This window comes from Streptomyces sp. NBC_00878 (assembly GCF_026341515.1).
Classification (GTDB): domain Bacteria; phylum Actinomycetota; class Actinomycetes; order Streptomycetales; family Streptomycetaceae; genus Streptomyces.
Map to the genome: position 1 here is coordinate 6284339 of NZ_JAPEOK010000001.1, position 17167 is coordinate 6301505.

Genomic DNA, 17167 nt, shown 5'->3' on the forward strand with positions numbered 1-17167 from the left:
GTCAGACCCCTCCGGCGGCGTTCTGTCGCCTGGCCGCCGCCGCAGGCAGCTGACGCAGTAGCGCGTACAGCCCCCCACTCACCACAAAGCCCACCAGGCATGTGATGTCCCCGAAGGACGGCCACTGCTCGGGCACCCACCCCACGTACTTCTCCTGGTTGGAGAAGAGGGGGACCGACACCGCGATGCCCGCCAACAGGGCGGTGATCCCCGGCCAGTTGGTGAAGGTACGGTCACCGAGCCGCGGCGCGAGTTCCTCGGCGGGCGTACGCGACCGGCCCCACCGCTCGACCAGCACCACCCCCAGCCACGGCCCCACCCAGTACGCGATGACCAGCAGGAACGCCTCGTACGCATGGCCCGCGTCGGCGAGTGACGCCCACGCGGCGGCCGTACCGGCGAGCCCCGACAGCACCACCAGAGCGCTCCGCCCCAGCCACTTCGGGAGCCTCAGTCCGAGCGACGTGACGGACATGGCGGAGGAGTAGACGTTGAGGGCGTTGGCCGAGACCGCGCCCAGGATGATGGCCAGCAGGGCCAAGTCGCCCAGCCAGTCGGGCAGATGACCCGTGAAGGCGGCCGTCGGGCTCGCGCCCTCCGGGGCGACGATCGTCGCCGAGGCCGCGCCGATTACCGACACGACTGCTACGGAGACGAAGAGCCCCACCGCCGGATACAGCGCCGTACGCAGCCGGGATGCCGTGGGCGGCAGGTAGCGCGAGTAGTCCGAGGCTCCCGGGTTCCAGCCGGCCGTGTATCCCCAGGCCGTGCTGAAGGCGAGCAGGAAGCCGCCGATGCCGCCGCCCGCGCCGGGCGCCCCGAGGTCGGCCTCGCGGAACGTCCACACACCGGCCAGCAGGAAGACCACGGCCAGCACCGGGAACGCGTACCGCTCGAAGACGTGCACGAAGTTGTGGCCGATGAAGCCGATGACGATCTCGGCGGCCACGACGAGGAGGAGCGAGGGCAGGGGGCGCAGGCCCGTCAGCGTGTTGAGCGCGAAGGCGGCGCTCACGCTGTTCACGGCGAACCAACCCACCCCCGCTACCAGGGCGTTGACCCCGGACGGCAGCAGATTGCCCTTGAAGCCGAAGGCGAAGCGGCCGATGGCCATCTGCGGTACGCCGAACCGTGGGCCGTCGAGCGACAGCACTCCGTGGGTCACCGAGCCCAGCGCCGTGCCGAGCAGGAGTGCCGCTGTCGCCTGCCAGAAGTTCAGGCCGAAGAAGAGGACGGAGATGACGCCGATGTAGACCGTCGCGAACTCGATGTTCGGGGAGGCCCAGGTCCACAGCAGTTGCAGCGGGCTGCCGTGCCGCTCGGCGAGGGGGATCGGCTCCGCGCCCGCCGTCTCGACGGCGATGACCTTGTCGCCGTACTCGGGGGATGGGGTGACGGAGGTGTCGGTACTGGCCGGAGCAGTCGTCATGCCCGGTAAGTGTCCGGGCCGCGCGCGCCCGGGCCCAGGGGCGCACTGTCCGCTTCGGGGGGCTCGCCGGCGTACACCTTGTAGGGCGCCGGGGCCTCTTTCCGCCCCCGCCGCTGATTTTCAGCGGGGGCCAGAGCGGCTCAGGGCTTCGGCGGAACGCCATCGTCCGGCCCGTCACCGGCCCCGCCCTCCCGCCGCTTCAGCTCCTCCTCGCGGCGCCGCAGGTCGTCCTCCCAGTTCTTGAGGTGCGCCTCGTCGTCGGTCACGGCATCCGTCGGGCCGTCGTCGTCCTCGCTCGCGTCCTTGCCGTCACCCTTGTTGCCACTCTTGCCGTCGTCCTTGAGGGACTTGAGGAACTCGGGGTTGTCGTCGGGTGCGACCCAGCCACCCCGCCCGCCCCGGCCGAACGAGGACGTGCCACGCGGCTTGCGCTGGTGGCCGACGATCAGCCAGGAGATGGAGCCGACAAGCGGGAACAGCAGCACGAGCATCGCCCAGAGTGGCTTCGGGATGTAGCGGATGTCCTTCTCATCGGTGGTGATGCAGTCGATGAAGGCATAGATGCTGAGCCCCAACGGCACCAGAATCATCAGCACCCGAAGCATGCGGCGGTCCCCCTGTGGAGAGTGGAGAAGCAGAGAAAGCAGAGAAAGCAGAGATAACGGAGAAGCGAAGATACGGAGAAGTAGAGAATGCGTGCGGCCATCGGGGCCGGTGAACCGCCCCCGTTACAGGTTCAGCGTAGCGAGTAGCCGATACTGGAACGCATGGCTTACGACGATCTTCGTTCCCTGCTCCGGGCGCTGGAGCGCGAGGGCGACCTCAAGCGCATCAAGGCCGAGGTGGACCCGTATCTGGAGGTCGGGGAGATCGTCGACCGCGTCCAGAAGGCGGGCGGCCCCGCCCTGCTCTTCGAGAACGTGCGCGGGTCGGCGATGCCGCTCGCGATGAACGTCTTCGGGACGGACCGCCGCCTCCTCAAGGCGCTCGGCCTGAAGTCGTACGAGGAGATCAGCGAGAAGATCGGCGGCCTGCTCAGGCCCGAGCTGCCGCAGGGGTTCGTCGGCGTGCGCGAGGCCTTCGGGAAGCTCGGCGCCATGACCCACGTACCGCCGAAGAAGGTGAAGTCCGACAAGGCGCCCGTCCAGGAGGTCGTGCTCAAGGGCGACGAGGTCGACCTCGATGTGCTGCCCGCGCTCTTCACCTGGCCGCAGGACGGCGGGTCCTTCTTCAACCTGGGTCTGACCCACACCAAGGACCCGGAGAGCGGCATCCGCAACCTCGGGCTCTACCGCCTCCAGCGCCACGACAAGCGCACCATCGGCATGCACTGGCAGATCCACAAGGACAGCCGCAACCACTACCAGGTGGCCGCGCGGAAGGGCGAGCGGCTGCCGGTCGCGATCGCCTTCGGGTGCCCGCCGGCGGTGACGTACGCGTCCACGGCCCCTCTTCCCGGTGACATCGACGAGTACCTCTTCGCCGGGTTCGTCCAGGGCAAGCGGATCGAGATGGTCGACTGCGAGACGGTGCCGTTGCAGGTGCCCGCGAACGCCGAGGTCGTACTCGAAGGGTGGCTGGAGCCCGGCGAGATGCTGCCGGAGGGGCCGTTCGGCGACCACACCGGGTTCTACACGCCGCAGGAGCCCTTCCCCGCCCTCACCATCGACTGCGTGACGATGCGCAGGCGGCCGCTGCTCCAGTCGATCGTGGTCGGCCGGCCGCCGACGGAGGACGGCCCGCTGGGCCGGGCGACGGAGCGGTTCTTCCTCCCCCTCCTCAAGATCATCGTGCCGGACATCGTGGACTACCACCTCCCCGAGGCGGGCGGTTTCCACAACTGCGCGATCGTCGCGATCGACAAGAAGTACCCGAAGCACGCCCAGAAGGTGATGCACGCCGTCTGGGGCGCCCACATGATGTCCCTGACCAAACTGATCGTGGTCGTCGACTCCGACTGCGACGTCCACGACCTGCACGAGGTCGCGTGGCGCGCGCTGGGGAACACGGACTACTCCCGTGACCTCACCGTCGTCGAGGGACCGGTCGACCACCTCGACCACTCCTCGTACCAGCAGTTCTGGGGCGGCAAGGCGGGCATCGACGCGACGAGGAAGTGGCCCGAGGAGGGGTACACGCGGGACGGCGGCTGGCCCGACATGGTGCTGTCCGACCCGGAGACGGCGGCGAAGGTCGACCGCCGGTGGAAGGAGTACGGACTCTCGTGAGCAGCGCATCAGCCGCGATCCCCCAGCCCCAGCCGGGGCGCACCAAGGCGTTCCTGCGCCTCGTCATGATCGAGCACTCCGTCTTCGCGCTGCCCTTCGCGTACATCGCGGCGCTGACGGCGATGTTCACGCTGGACGGGAACATCCACTGGGTCCGGCTGCTGCTGGTGACCATCGCGATGGTCGGCCTGCGGACCTTCGCCATGGCGGCGAACCGGATCATCGACCGCGAGATCGACGCCCGCAACCCCCGTACGGCCCATCGCGAGCTCGTCACCGGCGCGATGAGCGTGAAGCACGCGTGGACGGGCGCGCTGGTCGCCCTGGTGTTCTTCCTCGGCGCGGCGGCCCTGCTCAACCCGCTGTGCCTGGCGCTGGCCCCCATCGCGGTCATCCCGATGGTGGTCTACCCGTACGGCAAGCGGTTCACGAACTTCCCGCAGGCCATCCTCGGTCTGGCCCAGGCGATGGGGCCGATCGGCGGCTGGCTGGCGATCACGGGGGAGTGGTCCTGGGACGCGGTACTCCTCGGCCTCGCGGTCGGCATCTGGATCGGCGGCTTCGACCTGATCTACGCCTGCCAGGACGTGACAACGGACCGCGAGATCGGCGTCATGTCGGTCCCGGCGCGCTTCGGTATCCCGACGGCGATCTGGGGCGCGCGCGCCTGCCACGCCCTCACGACGGCCCTCTTCGTCTGGTACGCGCTGGCCACCGACGCGGGCACCTTCTTCTGGTTCGGCCTGCTGATCGTCACGGCCGCGTTCCTGTACGAGCACTCGATCGTCCGCCCGCACGACCTCTCTCGCGTGAACCGCGCCTTCTTCAGCGTCAACGGCTTCATCGGGATTGCCCTGTTCGGGTGTGCGTTGCTTGATCTTCTGGTTCGGGGTCTGACCGTGTGAATACGGTGCGGCCTACCATCGAGGGCAGGAACCCCAGGGAGGCCACCGTGACCGTCTCGGACCTTGACCGCCTGCACTCGCAGCTCAGCAAGCTGGAGGACATGTTCCCCGGCTACCTGACGGAGATTGTCGAGGGCAGCATCGTGATGAACCCGGTCAGGCCGTTCCACGGGAGGACCATCCAGCGCCTGTGGGCCCTCGTCGAGGACCAGCTGCCGCCGGAGTGGGTCGTGGTGAGTGATGTGGCCTTTCCGTTCGATGACGCCAACGAGTTCTGCCCGGACCTCGCGGTCATTCCCGCCGAAGCGGAGGCCGAGAACCGCAGCGCGTACCCGTTCGACCTGATCGAGCTCGTTGCCGAGGTGGTGTCTCCGGAGAGTGTCCGGCGTGACTACGAGGTGAAGCCCCGCTGGTACGCCTCCCGCGGCATCGCCAACTACTTGATCCTCGACCCGCTCAAGGGCCACTGCGTCACGATGTGGAACCCGGGCGCCGACGGCTACCGGGGCCGCGACATCATCCCGTACGGCACGGACCTGACCGTCGATTCGTCGCTGGGCAAGCTGACGATCGCCACCGCAGGTCTTCCCACGGATCCGAAGGCGCGCGACCGGTCCTGAGCTCCGGGCGGCCCGCCGGTAGGCTCAGGGTGTGAACGCAGGAGAAACTCAGCGTCGGCCTTGGATCGTGGGGGTCTCCGGCGCGTCCGGAACGCCGTACGCGGCGGCCGTGCTGCGTGCCCTCCTCGCGGTCGGCGAAAGCGTCGACCTCGTCGTCTCGCGGGCCTCACGGCTCACGCTGCTCGACGAGACCGGGATCGGCTTCCGGGACGCCCACTGGCAGGAGGACCTCCGGGAGTGGCTCGGCCGGGGGGCCGACGGCAAGCCCGGTACCTTCACGGCGGACGTCGGCGACATACGGTACTGGAGCGCGGGTGACCTGGCGGCGGGGCCGTCGTCGGGCTCGTACGCCTCGAAGGGCATGCTGATCGTGCCCGCCTCCACCGCATGCGTCGCCGGAGTCGCGCTCGGCCTCTCGAAGGACCTGTTGCAGCGTGCCGCGAGCGTCACGCTCAAGGAGCGGCGCAAGCTGGTCGTCGCCGTCCGCGAGACTCCGTTGAACGGGCAGACCCTGCGGCATCTGGTGACACTGGACGACGCGGGCGCGACCGTACTGCCGGCCTCCCCGGCGTTCTACGCGGGAGCGACCCACATCCAGGACCTGGTGGACTTCGTCGCCGGGCGCGTGCTGGACGCGGCGGGCGTCGGGCACACGCTCTACCGCCGCTGGGAGGGCGAACTCGGCGGCGGCGACCAACGCACCACCTGAGCAACGCGCAGCACAGTACCCACGCATCACTTCAGGGCATCACTTCAGGAACTCTTCAGCGGAAGGCTATCGATCGCATGGACGCGGTGGACAGGCAGCTCATCCAGGCCCTCAGGGAGAACGGCCGGGCTTCCTACGCGGAGCTGGGACGCCTCGTCGGACTGTCGGGACCCAGTGTCACCGACCGCATCAACCGCCTGGAGGCCGCCGGTGTCATCACCGGCTACCGCGCGACGGTCGACGCGACCTCGCTCGGCCTCGGCGTCACCGCCCTCATCGGCATCTCGCTCTCCGACGCCACCGACCACCAGGACGTGGCGCACCGGCTCAAGGAACTCAACGAGATCGAGGACTGCTGGTTCATCGCCGGCGACGACTCCTACATGCTCAAGGTGCGGGCGCCCGACGTGGACGGCCTGGAGAAGACCATCCGGCGGCTGTCGGGGACGAAGGGCGTCTCCCGGACCCGTACGACCATCGTGCTCTCCACGAAGTGGGAGAACAGGGTGGGTGAGCTGCCCGAAGAGGAATAAGACTCTGGGCGTACGGTTGGCAGGGTTCGTCACTAGGAGAGGCACAAGCATGGATGTCGGGCTCAAGCGCGAGCTGGAGGACAAGGTCCGGGCCGGTGAGCGGCTGACCCGCGAGGACGGTATCGCGCTGTACGAGTCGGACGACCTGGCCTGGCTGGGCGGGCTCGCCCACGAGGTGCGGACCCGGAAGAACGGCGACGTCGTCCACTTCAACGTCAACCGCCACCTCAACATGACGAACGTGTGCACCGCGTCCTGCGCGTACTGCTCGTTCCAGCGCAAGCCGGGCGAGAAGGACGCGTACACGATGCGCATCGAGGAGGCCGTCCGCCTCGCCAAGACGATGGAGGGCGAGAACCTCACCGAGCTGCACATCGTCAACGGCCTGCACCCGAACCTGCCGTGGCGGTACTACCCGCGCTCGCTCAGCGAACTGAAGAAGGCCCTCCCGAACGTTTCCCTGAAGGCCTTCACGGCGACGGAGATCCACCACTTCGAGACGATCTCGGGGCTGAGCGCGTCCGAGATCCTCGACGAGCTGATCGACGCGGGTCTGGAGTCGTTGACCGGCGGCGGCGCGGAGATCTTCGACTGGGAGATCCGGCAGCACATCGTCGACCACCGCACCCACTGGGAGGACTGGTCGCGCATCCACCGCCTCGCGCACGAGAAGGGTCTCAAGACCCCGTGCACGATGCTGTACGGCCACATCGAGGAGCCGCGTCACCGGGTCGACCACGTCCTGCGTCTCCGCGAACTCCAGGACGAGACCGGCGGCTTCCAGGTCTTCATCCCGCTGCGCTACCAGCACGACTTCGTGGACATGAAGGACGGCAAGGTGCGTAACCGCCTCCAGGCGCGTACGCAGATGGCGACGGGCGCGGAGGCGTTGAAGACGTTCGCGGTGTCGAGGTTGTTGTTCGACAACGTGCCGCACGTCAAGGTCTTCTGGGTGATGCACGGCGTCCAGACCGCCCAGCTTGCCCTCCAGCACGGCGCCGACGACATGGACGGCTCGGTCGTCGAGTACAAGATCACCCACGACGCCGACAACTACGGCACCCCGAACAAGCTGACCCGCGAGGACCTCCTCGACCTGATCCGCGACGCCGGTTTCCGCCCGGTCGAGCGGAACACGCGGTACGAGATCATCCGCGAGTACGACGGCCCGGACGCGGGGCGTCGGGAGTCGCCGCAGCCGATGAGGGTTTGAGTCTGCGGGGGTGCTGGGTGGGGGTCTGAGGCCGCGGGTGTGTCGGGTGCGGGCCGGCGGGGGCTCGTCGCTCCCCCACTCTCGGCTTCGCTCGAGCGGGGGGACCCCCATCGCGGCGGAGCCGCAAATGTCACAGCCCCGCGCCCCTTCGGGGCGTGACGTACGTGACGTCGGGGCCTGCTTGAGGTGGGTGTGGCGTAATGTCTAGCCTGCTCCTATGCCCCTTACGTTCGAACTCGACCCCCCGGTCGACCGCGCGTTGCGCGACGGCATTCTCACCCTGTGGGCGGACGTCGCCAACGCCGGCGGCTCCGTCGGCTTCGTACCCCCCGTGACGGTGGACGACGTACGCCCCGACCTGGTGAACCACTTCGTCGCCATGGCGGAGGGGCGGACCCGGCTGCTCGTCGGCCGGGACGCGTCGGGCGAGGTCGCGGCGACCGCGTTCATCGCCTTCAACACCCACCGGCTGATGCGCCACTGGGCGTGGCTCTACACGGTCATGGTGCACCCACGACACCAGCGCATGGGCTACGGCCGTGACCTGCTCGCCGCCTCCGCCGCCGCGGCCCGCACCCTGGACGGCATAGAGGCGATACGGCTCACCTGCCGCGGCGGGCTCGGCCTGGAGCACTTCTACGCCTCCTGCGGCTACAAGGAGGTCGGCCGGGTGCCCGGCGCGATCAGGGTCGCTCCCGGGGACGACCGCGACAGCGTATTCATGCTGCTGTCGCTCGCCTGACTCCCCACACCCCCCTGCAAGATCCTGTGCCCGGCGTGCTTCACTGGACGGTGCCCTTTGGGAATGTCGGGAACGTTCGGGGACGATCGGACCCCTTCGGACCTGTTCGGAACCGTTCGACACGGAAGAGTGGATTGAGATGCTCCGCTACACACTGATGCGCCTAGGGATCCTCGCGGGTTGCCTCGTGGTCGTCTGGGGCCTCGTCTACTCCGGCATCGCCCCGCGCGGTCTCGGTGACTCCAACGGCATGTGGATCGTCCTGCTCTCCCTGCTGATCTCGGCCCCCATCAGCTTTGTCGTCCTGCGCAAGGAGCGTGACCGCGCCTCGATCCAGATCGTCGAGCGCGTCGACCGCGTCAAGTCCAACCTGGAGGCCAACCGCAGCCAGGAGGACGACGTGACGGACGAGGTGACACGGGCCCAGGGCCAGGCGTCGTAACGACCGCTACCCCGCTACCCCGCTACCCCGCCACACCGCGATCCCGCTACGCCGCGATCCCGTCGCCACCCCGCTGAGCCGCCACTCCACCGAGCCGTCGGCGGACAACTCGTACTCTTGCTCGTATGGGTGCAGTCAAGAACAAACGGATGCCGCGTGCCGTGCGGGAGCAGCAGATGCTGGACGCGGCGGTGCGGTCCTTCGGGCAACGGGGGTACCGGGCCGCGTCGATGGACGACATCGCCGATCTGGCGGGTGTGTCCAAGCCGTTGGTCTATCTGTACCTGAACTCCAAGGAAGACCTCTTCACCGCGTGCATCCGGCGCGAGGCGGCGGCCCTGACCGCGGCCGTACGCGCGGGGGTCCAGCCGGACCTGCCCGCTGACCGCCAACTCTGGGAAGGGCTGCGGGCGTTCTTCACGCACACCGCGCAGAACCCGGACGGCTGGGCCGTGTTGCACCTCCAGGCGCGTACGCACGGGGAGCCGTTCGCCGCGGAGTTCGCCGCGCTGCGCGAGGAGATGGTCGCGTTCGTCACGGAGCTGATCGTGGTGGCCGCCCGTGAGGCGCGCCGGGATCCGTCGCTGCCCGAGCGCGAGGTCGCCGGCCTCGCGGAAGCCCTCGTCGGCGCGGCCGAGTCCCTCGCCGCCTGGGCCAACGCCACCCCCGGCGTCTCCGCCCGGCAGGCCGCCGCGACCATGATGAACTTCGCCTGGGCGGGCCTGGGGAACCTGATGGAGGAAAGACCGTGGTCGGACACGGCCGGTGCCCCGTGACGGGCGCGGGGCCGCAGGTTCCTGACTGCATCTACCGCGACTGCCGCGACTGCCGCGACTGCCGCGACTGCCGCGACTGCCGCACCTTCCGCGCCTACCGCACCTTCCGCACCTTCCGCATCACAGCTGAGCGTTGAGCACCTCGCCGGTCAGGTGCAGCCGCCCACCCGCCCCGCGCAGTTCGAAGGCGGCGCCCTCCGCCCCGTACGACACCGTCCCCGGCAGGAGCACCGGTGCCCTGAACTCCGCCCGGACCAGGGCCGTTTGAGGCGCCCCGTGCTCGGCGAGGCAGCGTGCCACGGTCCACATGCCGTGCGCGATGGCCCGGCGGAAGCCGAACAGCCGGGCGGTGAGGGGGTGGAGGTGGATCGGGTTGCGGTCGCCGGACGCGGCCCCGTACCGCCGCCCGACATCCCCGGCGAGCGCCCACTCGGCGACGACGGGCAGCGGCACGCGCGCATCGGGCCGCAACGACCCGCGTGCATCAGTCGCGTCGGGTGCTTCGGTCGCGTCGGATGCGGTCGGCCCGCCCGCGTTCCCCGCCGAGGTGTGCCGAGCCCGAGCCCGAGGCCGATTTCGATGCCGCGCCAGATACGTACTCCGCGACTCCCACACGAGTTCGCTCCCCGTCCGCACCTCCGTCACGACGACGGCCTCGGTTCCGCGCCGGTGGGGCACCAACTCATCGACGTGCACGGAGAGTTCGTACTCCCCGGTCGCCGCCGTCGCCCTTCGCCTCGTGATCCCGATGGAGGTGTGCACCAGTCCGAGCAATGGCAACGGAAAGCCGCGCTCGCTCATCAGCCGCATGGCCAGCGGGAATCCCAGCACGTGCGGATACGTAATGGGCAACTCATCGGCCCCCACCCCGAACCCACAGGCCCGTTCATACGCGGCGAGCCGGCCCAGATCGATGCGAACACCGGGGAGGACCAGCCGGGTCCGCGGTGCCGGAACCCCGCCCCGGGCCCGCTTGAAGAGCGAGAGGAAGGCACCCCGGGCAAGCAGGGGCCAGAGCCGCGGCGAACCGTCGAGGACGTGGGTACGCAGAGAACCCTTCCCGCCATCCGCCGCGCCATCCGTCACGCCATCCGTCACGTCGTCCATCACTTCTTACTCTCAAGTAGGGTTACCCGAGGTAAGGCTACGTCAGGGTGAGAAGCGGGTCGAGACGGTCCCCCGCGGCCCGAGCGCGGCCAGGTCGTCGACTTCGCGCGCGCCGGTGAGCAACGCCCGTGTTTCGTCAGTACGTTGGGCAAAGCTGAACAGTCGTCCCAACGCGCACGAACCTCTCACTCTTCCGCACACAAGCCCCCCGGTTTCCTGGGTGAACCCGCCACTTCGCAGGTCCGTAATGGGAGAAGTGCAAGAGTTAGGAGCCGCCAGTGTCCCGCGATCCCTCGGCCAACCCCGAGCTCGTCATCCCTGAACCCGAGGTGAGGCGGCTTGACGGGGTCGTACGCGAGGTCTCGGTGCCGTCGATGGTGTACCCCGTGACGCGCGGCTCGCTCGCGGACATCCCCTTCGACAACGCCGACGAGGAGCCCGACGCCCCGGTGCTCAGCCGGAAGGGCGCGGACGGCAGCTGGACGGACGTCACGGCGGCCGAGTTCGCCGCCGAGGTGCTGGCGGTCGCCAAAGGCCTGATCGCGGAGGGGCTGCTGCCGGGCGACCGGATCGCGATCATGGCGCGTACGACGTACGAGTGGACGCTGCTGGACTTCGCGGCCTGGGCGGCGGGGCTCGTCACCGTCCCGGTGTACCCCACCTCGTCGGTCTTCCAGACCCGCTGGATCCTCCAGGACTCCGGCGCGGTGGCGATCGCCGTCGAGCATGTGGCGCAGGCCGCCGCGCTCGGCCCGGAGCGCGACCGGCTCCCCGACGTCCAGCACATGTGGATCTTCGAGAAGGGGCACACCGAGCGCCTCGCCGAGCTGGGCCGCGACGTGCCGGACCAGGAGGTCGCGGTACGCCGTGGCGTCCTCGGCCCCGACTCGCTCGCGACGATCATGTACACCTCCGGCACCACGGGCCGCCCCAAGGGCTGCGCCCTGACCCACGGCAACTTCTTCGCCGAGGTCGACAACGCCGTCGAGCTGCTCCACCCGGTCTTCAAGTCCTCCTTCAAGGACCCCGCGTCCACGCTCCTCTACCTCCCCCTCTCGCACGTCTTCGGCCGGATGGTCTCCGTCGCCTGCATGCGCGCCCGGGTCCGGCTGGGCCACGCGCCGAGCATCCGTACGGAGGAACTGCTGGCCGACCTCGCCGGCTTCAGTCCGACCTTCCTGCTGGCCATCCCGTACGTGCTGGAGAAGGTCTACAACACCGGCCGTGCGACCGCCGAGAAGATGGGCCGCGCCGCCTCCTTCGACCGGGCGGGCCGTGTGGCCCGCCGCTACGGCGAGGCACTGGAGGCCCAGCAGCACGGCACGGGCCCGGGCCCGGGTACGAAACTGAAGGCGGCCCGCGCCTTCTACGACCCGCTCGTCTACCGCCGTATCCGCGCGGCCCTCGGCGGCAAGGTCCGCCAGCTGATCTGCGGCGGCTCCCCGCTCGGCCGCGGCCTGGCCTCCTTCTACGCGGGCGCGGGCATCCAGGTCTTCGAGGGCTACGGCCTGACCGAGTCGACGGGCGCCGCGACCCTCACGTACCCGCACAGGCCCCGGCTGGGCACGGTCGGCTGGCCGCTGCCCGGCACACGCGTCCGGATCGCCCAGGACGGCGAGATCCTGATCAGCGGGGAGCACCTGTTCCGCGGCTACTGGGACCCGCGGGCGGGCGGTGTGGTCCCGGCCGACCAGGAGGGCTGGTTCGCCACCGGCGACCTCGGCGAACTGGACGACGACGGCTACCTCACCATCACGGGCCGCAAGAAGGACATCCTCATCACCACCAGCGGCAAGAACGTCGCTCCCGCGCCCCTGGAGGACTGGCTCCGCGCCCATCCGCTCGTCAACCAGTGCGTCGTCGTCGGCGACAACCGCCCCTTCATCACCGCCCTGATCACCCTCGACTCCGAGGGCATGGCGCACTGGTGCCGCATGACCCGCAAGACGAACGTCCCGATCGCCACGCTGGTCACCGACCCCGACCTCCTCTCCGTCCTCCAGCGCGCGGTCGACGACGCCAACCGCCTCGTCTCCCGCGCCGAATCGATCCGCCGCTTCACCGTCCTCCCGCTCAACTTCACGGAGACGGCCGGCCACCTGACCCCGACGATGAAGCTCCGCAGAGCGGTGGTCACCCGCGAGTTCACGCGTGAGATCGAGGAGCTGTACGCGGAGGAGCTGGGCGCGGAGTAACCGCGCGGGGAGCTTGCGCCCGGGAGCGGGCAAAGGCAGGAGCAGGCAAAGGCAGGAGCAGGCAAAGGCAGGAGCCCCCGCACCTGACGGTGTGGGGGCTCCTTGGGTACTGCTCTCGGTTCCGGATCAGAGTATTGGGCTCATGGAGCCAAGACTCGGCCGAAGGATCAGACGGGGGTGACGTTCTCCGCCTGCGGGCCCTTCGGACCCTGGGTCACGTCGAAGGTAACCGCCTGGTTCTCTTCGAGAGAGCGGAATCCGCTCGCGTTGATCGCGGAGTAGTGGACGAAGACGTCCGGGCCGCCGCCTTCCTGGGCGATGAAACCAAAGCCCTTTTCGGCGTTGAACCACTTCACGGTTCCGGTAGCCATAAGCCCTCCTTGGGCCCAAAGGGTTGCCCTGCTCCAGAACCTGCAAGGTGTAAACAAAAACTTGTAAACAACTGCATTCATCTGAAAACGACGAGAGCCCGCGGTCACATGCTCCGCAGGCTCTGTACTGCAAGGGAAACCAAACTGCAACTTGCGGATGAGCCTACCCACGAGGGCAGCCGAAAGCAATAGAGGGCAAGATCACGTCACCCGGAAGTTTGGCAAGGTCGCCCGATGGGTTGACGTAGCGGTATCACTTGGCGTCACAGGGGTTGACAGGAAGGGGCGAGATCCTTTCCGGAACCCGCCGGACCCTGAAGCCTGCACCGTACCCCACGGGCGCTAGCCTCGCGATGTGGACAATCCTCCTGCCTTGGGTCCCCTGTCTCCCGACGGGCGTCCCGACGCCCGCCGCTCCAGGCCGCGCGTCGGCCACATCCAGTTCCTGAACTGCCTGCCCCTCTACTGGGGGCTCGCGAGAACGGGCACGCTCCTCGACTTCGAGCTCACCAAGGACACCCCGGAGAAGCTCAGCGAGCGGCTGGTGCGGGGTGACCTGGACATCGGCCCGATCACGCTCGTCGAGTTCCTGCGGCACGCCGACGAACTGGTCGCCTTCCCGGACATCGCGGTCGGCTGCGACGGCCCGGTGATGTCCTGCGTAATCGTCTCCCAGGTCCCGCTGGACCAGCTGGACGGCGCCAGGGTCGCGCTCGGCTCGACGTCCCGTACGTCCGTACGCCTCGCGCAGCTCCTCCTGTCGGAGCGGTACGGCGTCGAGCCGTCGTACTACACCTGCCCGCCCGACCTCAGCGTGATGATGCAGGAGGCCGATGCGGCGGTCCTGATCGGCGACGCCGCCCTGCGGGCCAACCTCCTCGACGGCCCGCGCTGCGGCCTCGCTGTGCACGACCTGGGCGCCCTGTGGAAGGAGTGGACGGGCCTGCCGTTCGTCTTCGCGGTCTGGGCGGCGCGCCGCGACTACCTGGAGCGCGAGCCCGTTCTCACGCGCCAGGTCCACGAGGCCTTCCTCTCCTCCCGGGACCTCTCCCTGGAGGAGGTCGGCAAGGTCGCCGAGCAGGCGGCCCGCTGGGAGGCCTTCGACGAGAGCGTCCTGGAGCGCTACTTCATGACGCTCGACTTCCGCTTCGGGGGCCCGCAGCTGGAGGCGGTCACGGAGTTCGCACGGAGGGTGGGACCGACGACGGGCTTTGCGCCGGACGTGAAGGTGGATCTGCTGCAGCCGTAGGGAAGGACACCGGCGTACAGCACCGCATTACCCTGCTCGACAGGGCCGCACGGCGGGACGGTGCGGCACCTACGGGGACGGGGTGGACGGGGTAGTGGAACACGGGGGAGGTGCGGGCGCCATGCAACCGCTCGGAGTCGATGAACCCACCGTCGTGGGGCCCTACCGGCTGCTGGGCCGGCTCGGGTCCGGCGGGATGGGCCGTGTCTATCTGGGCCGCAGCGCGGGCGGCCGTACGGTCGCGGTCAAGATCGTGCACCCGCACTTCGCGCTCGACGAGGAGTTCCGGGCCCGTTTCCGCCGGGAGGTGGAGGCGGCGCGGCGGGTGGGCGGCGCGTACACGGCACCGGTGCTGGACGCCGGCCCCGACGCGCCCGTCCCGTGGGTGGCGACGGCCTACGCGGCCGGGCCCTCCCTCTCCGCGGCGGTCGCGGACGCGGGCCCGCTTCCGGAGCATTCCGTACGCGTCCTCGGCGCCGGACTCGCCGAGGCGCTGTCGGCGGTGCACGGCCTGGACCTCGTCCACCGTGACGTCAAGCCGTCGAACGTCCTGCTGACCCTCGACGGCCCCCTCCTCATCGACTTCGGCATCGCCCGCGCCACGGACGGCACGGCCTCCCTGACCTCGACCGGCGTCTCCGTCGGCTCGCCCGGCTACATGTCGCCCGAGCAGATCCTCGGCAAGGGGGTCACGGGCGCGGCGGACGTCTTCTCACTGGGTGCGGTACTGGCGTACGCGGCGACGGGATCGTCCCCGTTCCCCGGCGACTCCTCGGCCGCGCTCCTCTACAAGGTGGTGCACGAGGAGCCCGAACTGGGGGCGCTGTCGGGCGACTTGAGAGACGTGGTGGCCGACTGCCTCGCGAAGGACCCGGCCGCCCGCCCCTCCCCGGCCGCCCTCGCCTCCCGCCTCGCCGCGGAGGGCGCGGCGCGGCTGGTGACGGCGGGCTGGCTCCCGGGACCACTGGTGGAACAGGTCAGCCGGAGCGCGGTCCAACTCCTGAACCTGGAGGCGACGGACGTGCCGCCGTCGGGGGTGGTGGGCTTCAGCAGCCCGTCGGTGGGAGCCGCCGACGGACCGGTGGCTTCGGGGACGCGAGCACCGGCGGCCCCGAACGACTCGGCACCTCCCGCCGGGGTGTTCGGCCCACCGGACCCGTCGTACGCGCCGTACACACCGCACGCATCGCAGCCCCCGCAAGCGCCACAGTCACCTCCGTCCGGCCCTCCGACCTACGTCCCGGAACAGCGCGACGCCGTCGCCCCTTCCCCCTCGCCTTCCCCTTCCGCCCCTTCCGACTCTCCCGGCAAGGTGTCCGTCAGCGTGGCCGCGGCCTCCGTGCCGACGGCGAACGGCCGTGGCCGCAAGCTGAGTTGCACGGTGGCGCTCGCGGTGGCGGGGGCACTGGCGGCGGTGATGGTCGGCGGGGTGTTCGTGCTCGACCTGCTGCCGGGCGGGGGCAACGACAACGACAGTGGCAGCGACGCGGGCGGACCGGTCAAATCCCAGCCCGCGGCCACCCCGAGCGCCTCCGGCACGGACGGCAACGACCTCTCCGTCATCCCCAGTTCCTACCTCGGCACCTGGGAGGGCGACGGCTTCGCCCTCGACGGCAAGCTCCCCATGGGCACCTTCCGCGTCATCGTCCGCCAGGCCAAGATCGGCGACCAACTCGGCACCTTCCGCCAGACCGACCTCATCGGCGGCACCTGCGACACCGACCTCATCCTCAAGAAGGCCACCCCCAAGCAACTGATCGCCACCAGCGTGTCCAAGCCGTCCACCACGTCCGAGTGCACAACGGGCCGCCACGAGGTCCGCCTGACCCCGGTCGGCGACGACCTGCGCTACGAGACGGACAACGCGGACGCGGGGGATCCGGTGGCGCGGATGTCGAAGGTGAACTAAGTCGAAGGTGGATAGGGGGTCAGGCAGCCGAAGGCTTGCTTGGCCCCTTCCCGCCGCGCCGCTTTTCGTACGCCTGGTGGAGCGCCATGAACAGCAGCGCGCTCAGCACTGTTCCAGCGAGGCCGACCAGCCATACGTACGGGTATTGCATGCTGATCCAGCAGTACTCACCCACGGTGGAGCAGTAGCCGTCGCGGTGGCTGCGCTTCGGGCGGATCGACTGCATGGCGACGGCCACCACCATCAGGGAAACGGCTCCGCAAGGGACGGCCGCGACAGCGAAGAGCACCGCAGGTACCTTGTGCCGCTTCCAGCGCGTGCCCGCCCGCCCCAGCGCGAGCATCATCGCGACCAGCGCGGCGGGCAGCACGGCGCCGGCGGTGGCCGCGAAGCCGTAGCCCCCGCCGGGCCAGTCCGGCGCCGTCCGCCGCCACAGCTCACCGGCCCACGCGAACGGGCCCAACGCGAACGCGGCGAACAGGGCGGCGAAGCCGACGAGGATCGCGACCACGACGGCGGCGCCGCGCACGAGGTCACCGGGGCGCCGGGGTGTGCGAGTTCGCGGCGGCCGCTGCCGCGAGTGCTTGTAGCGCAACGCGGCCCCCGCCGCCTTCCGACGCCTGGGCTTGGCCGACCCGCCGCCCATACCCCCGCCTCCCCGCTCCCCGCTCGCCGCGCCCGTCCCGGCGATTACTACTGTGTCTGCGATAGCGAACACCATCATGCGAACCGCAGGCAC

17 protein-coding genes are annotated in these 17167 nt (G+C 69.7%); 12 read left to right on the forward strand and 5 right to left on the reverse strand.

Translation table 11 applies throughout. The features are described 5' to 3' along the window. Window position 1: 1 nt before the first annotated feature. The gene (locus OHA11_RS27125) at window positions 2-1429 is read right to left on the reverse strand and encodes a cytosine permease (RefSeq protein ID WP_266500694.1); all 1428 of its coding nucleotides are present in this window, start codon (window positions 1427-1429) and stop codon (window positions 2-4) included. Window positions 1430-1569: 140 nt separating this feature from the next. Continuing rightward, window positions 1570-2034, reverse strand: a complete 465-nt coding sequence (locus tag OHA11_RS27130; protein WP_266500695.1) for a PLD nuclease N-terminal domain-containing protein — start codon at window positions 2032-2034, stop codon at window positions 1570-1572. A gap of 162 nt (window positions 2035-2196) precedes the next feature. Between OHA11_RS27130 and OHA11_RS27135 the strand changes: the two genes are divergently transcribed. From OHA11_RS27135 to OHA11_RS27175, 9 genes are all read left to right on the forward strand, one after another. Continuing rightward, the gene (locus OHA11_RS27135; RefSeq protein ID WP_266500697.1) at window positions 2197-3657 is read left to right on the forward strand and encodes a menaquinone biosynthesis decarboxylase; all 1461 of its coding nucleotides are present in this window, start codon (window positions 2197-2199) and stop codon (window positions 3655-3657) included. Further along, a complete protein-coding gene (mqnP, locus tag OHA11_RS27140) occupies window positions 3654-4562 on the forward strand; it encodes a menaquinone biosynthesis prenyltransferase MqnP (RefSeq protein WP_266500699.1) in 909 nt (302 codons plus the stop codon). Before OHA11_RS27135 ends, mqnP begins: the two co-directional genes overlap by 4 nt. A gap of 47 nt (window positions 4563-4609) precedes the next feature. Next, the gene (locus tag OHA11_RS27145) at window positions 4610-5182 is read left to right on the forward strand and encodes a Uma2 family endonuclease (protein WP_266500700.1); all 573 of its coding nucleotides are present in this window, start codon (window positions 4610-4612) and stop codon (window positions 5180-5182) included. A gap of 31 nt (window positions 5183-5213) precedes the next feature. After that, the gene (locus tag OHA11_RS27150) at window positions 5214-5891 is read left to right on the forward strand and encodes a UbiX family flavin prenyltransferase (RefSeq protein ID WP_266500704.1); all 678 of its coding nucleotides are present in this window, start codon (window positions 5214-5216) and stop codon (window positions 5889-5891) included. 77 nt (window positions 5892-5968) lie between these two features. Continuing rightward, a complete protein-coding gene (locus OHA11_RS27155; RefSeq protein ID WP_266500706.1) occupies window positions 5969-6424 on the forward strand; it encodes an Lrp/AsnC family transcriptional regulator in 456 nt (151 codons plus the stop codon). A gap of 49 nt (window positions 6425-6473) precedes the next feature. Next, on the forward strand, window positions 6474-7637 hold the full coding sequence (gene mqnE, locus OHA11_RS27160) for an aminofutalosine synthase MqnE (RefSeq protein WP_266500708.1): 1164 nt from the start codon (window positions 6474-6476) through the stop codon (window positions 7635-7637). 217 nt (window positions 7638-7854) lie between these two features. Further along, window positions 7855-8379, forward strand: coding sequence for a GNAT family N-acetyltransferase (locus tag OHA11_RS27165; RefSeq protein ID WP_266500709.1), 525 nt, complete (start codon window positions 7855-7857; stop codon window positions 8377-8379). A gap of 139 nt (window positions 8380-8518) precedes the next feature. Continuing rightward, window positions 8519-8821 carry a DUF4229 domain-containing protein gene (locus OHA11_RS27170; RefSeq protein ID WP_266500710.1) on the forward strand — a complete coding sequence of 101 codons (303 nt, stop codon included), beginning with the start codon at window positions 8519-8521 and terminating at the stop codon, window positions 8819-8821. 125 nt (window positions 8822-8946) lie between these two features. Next, window positions 8947-9597, forward strand: coding sequence for a TetR/AcrR family transcriptional regulator (locus OHA11_RS27175; RefSeq protein ID WP_266500711.1), 651 nt, complete (start codon window positions 8947-8949; stop codon window positions 9595-9597). A gap of 120 nt (window positions 9598-9717) precedes the next feature. Here the strand turns inward: OHA11_RS27175 and OHA11_RS27180 are convergent, their stop codons facing one another. Continuing rightward, window positions 9718-10704 carry a MaoC/PaaZ C-terminal domain-containing protein gene (locus OHA11_RS27180; RefSeq protein ID WP_266500713.1) on the reverse strand — a complete coding sequence of 329 codons (987 nt, stop codon included), beginning with the start codon at window positions 10702-10704 and terminating at the stop codon, window positions 9718-9720. 314 nt (window positions 10705-11018) lie between these two features. On the opposite strand from OHA11_RS27180, the gene OHA11_RS27185 reads away from it, so the two are divergent. Continuing rightward, window positions 11019-12899 (forward strand): long-chain fatty acid--CoA ligase, encoded by a 1881-nt coding sequence (locus tag OHA11_RS27185; protein WP_266507484.1) that lies wholly within the window; start codon window positions 11019-11021, stop codon window positions 12897-12899. A 167-nt stretch (window positions 12900-13066) separates the two neighbouring features. On the opposite strand, the gene OHA11_RS27190 is transcribed toward OHA11_RS27185, so the two are convergent. After that, window positions 13067-13270 carry a cold-shock protein gene (locus OHA11_RS27190; protein WP_033319512.1) on the reverse strand — a complete coding sequence of 68 codons (204 nt, stop codon included), beginning with the start codon at window positions 13268-13270 and terminating at the stop codon, window positions 13067-13069. Between the two features lie 382 nt (window positions 13271-13652). Here OHA11_RS27190 and OHA11_RS27195 point away from each other — a divergent pair, with 382 nt between their 5' ends. Together OHA11_RS27195 and OHA11_RS27200 are read left to right on the forward strand one after the other, a co-directional pair. Then, window positions 13653-14519, forward strand: coding sequence for a menaquinone biosynthetic enzyme MqnA/MqnD family protein (locus tag OHA11_RS27195; protein WP_266507486.1), 867 nt, complete (start codon window positions 13653-13655; stop codon window positions 14517-14519). 121 nt (window positions 14520-14640) lie between these two features. Beyond that, window positions 14641-16428: a serine/threonine-protein kinase gene (locus OHA11_RS27200; protein ID WP_266500723.1), complete on the forward strand. Its 1788-nt coding sequence runs from the start codon at window positions 14641-14643 to the stop codon at window positions 16426-16428. Between the two features lie 19 nt (window positions 16429-16447). Here the strand turns inward: OHA11_RS27200 and OHA11_RS27205 are convergent, their stop codons facing one another. Then, the gene (locus OHA11_RS27205; protein WP_266500725.1) at window positions 16448-17074 is read right to left on the reverse strand and encodes a hypothetical protein; all 627 of its coding nucleotides are present in this window, start codon (window positions 17072-17074) and stop codon (window positions 16448-16450) included. Window positions 17075-17167: the final 93 nt, after the last annotated feature.

Coding starts and splice junctions, on each gene's coding strand:
- OHA11_RS27125 (WP_266500694.1), bottom strand. CDS start 1,429: ATGACGACTGCTCCGGCCAGTACCGACACCTCCGTCACCCCATCCCCC.
- OHA11_RS27130 (WP_266500695.1), bottom strand. CDS start 2,034: ATGCTTCGGGTGCTGATGATTCTGGTGCCGTTGGGGCTCAGCATCTAT.
- OHA11_RS27135 (WP_266500697.1), top strand. CDS start 2,197: ATGGCTTACGACGATCTTCGTTCCCTGCTCCGGGCGCTGGAGCGCGAG.
- OHA11_RS27155 (WP_266500706.1), top strand. CDS start 5,969: ATGGACGCGGTGGACAGGCAGCTCATCCAGGCCCTCAGGGAGAACGGC.
- mqnE (WP_266500708.1), top strand. CDS start 6,474: ATGGATGTCGGGCTCAAGCGCGAGCTGGAGGACAAGGTCCGGGCCGGT.
- OHA11_RS27165 (WP_266500709.1), top strand. CDS start 7,855: ATGCCCCTTACGTTCGAACTCGACCCCCCGGTCGACCGCGCGTTGCGC.
- OHA11_RS27170 (WP_266500710.1), top strand. CDS start 8,519: ATGCTCCGCTACACACTGATGCGCCTAGGGATCCTCGCGGGTTGCCTC.
- OHA11_RS27175 (WP_266500711.1), top strand. CDS start 8,947: ATGGGTGCAGTCAAGAACAAACGGATGCCGCGTGCCGTGCGGGAGCAG.
- OHA11_RS27180 (WP_266500713.1), bottom strand. CDS start 10,704: ATGGACGACGTGACGGATGGCGTGACGGATGGCGCGGCGGATGGCGGG.
- OHA11_RS27190 (WP_033319512.1), bottom strand. CDS start 13,270: ATGGCTACCGGAACCGTGAAGTGGTTCAACGCCGAAAAGGGCTTTGGT.
- OHA11_RS27200 (WP_266500723.1), top strand. CDS start 14,641: ATGCAACCGCTCGGAGTCGATGAACCCACCGTCGTGGGGCCCTACCGG.
- OHA11_RS27205 (WP_266500725.1), bottom strand. CDS start 17,074: ATGGGCGGCGGGTCGGCCAAGCCCAGGCGTCGGAAGGCGGCGGGGGCC.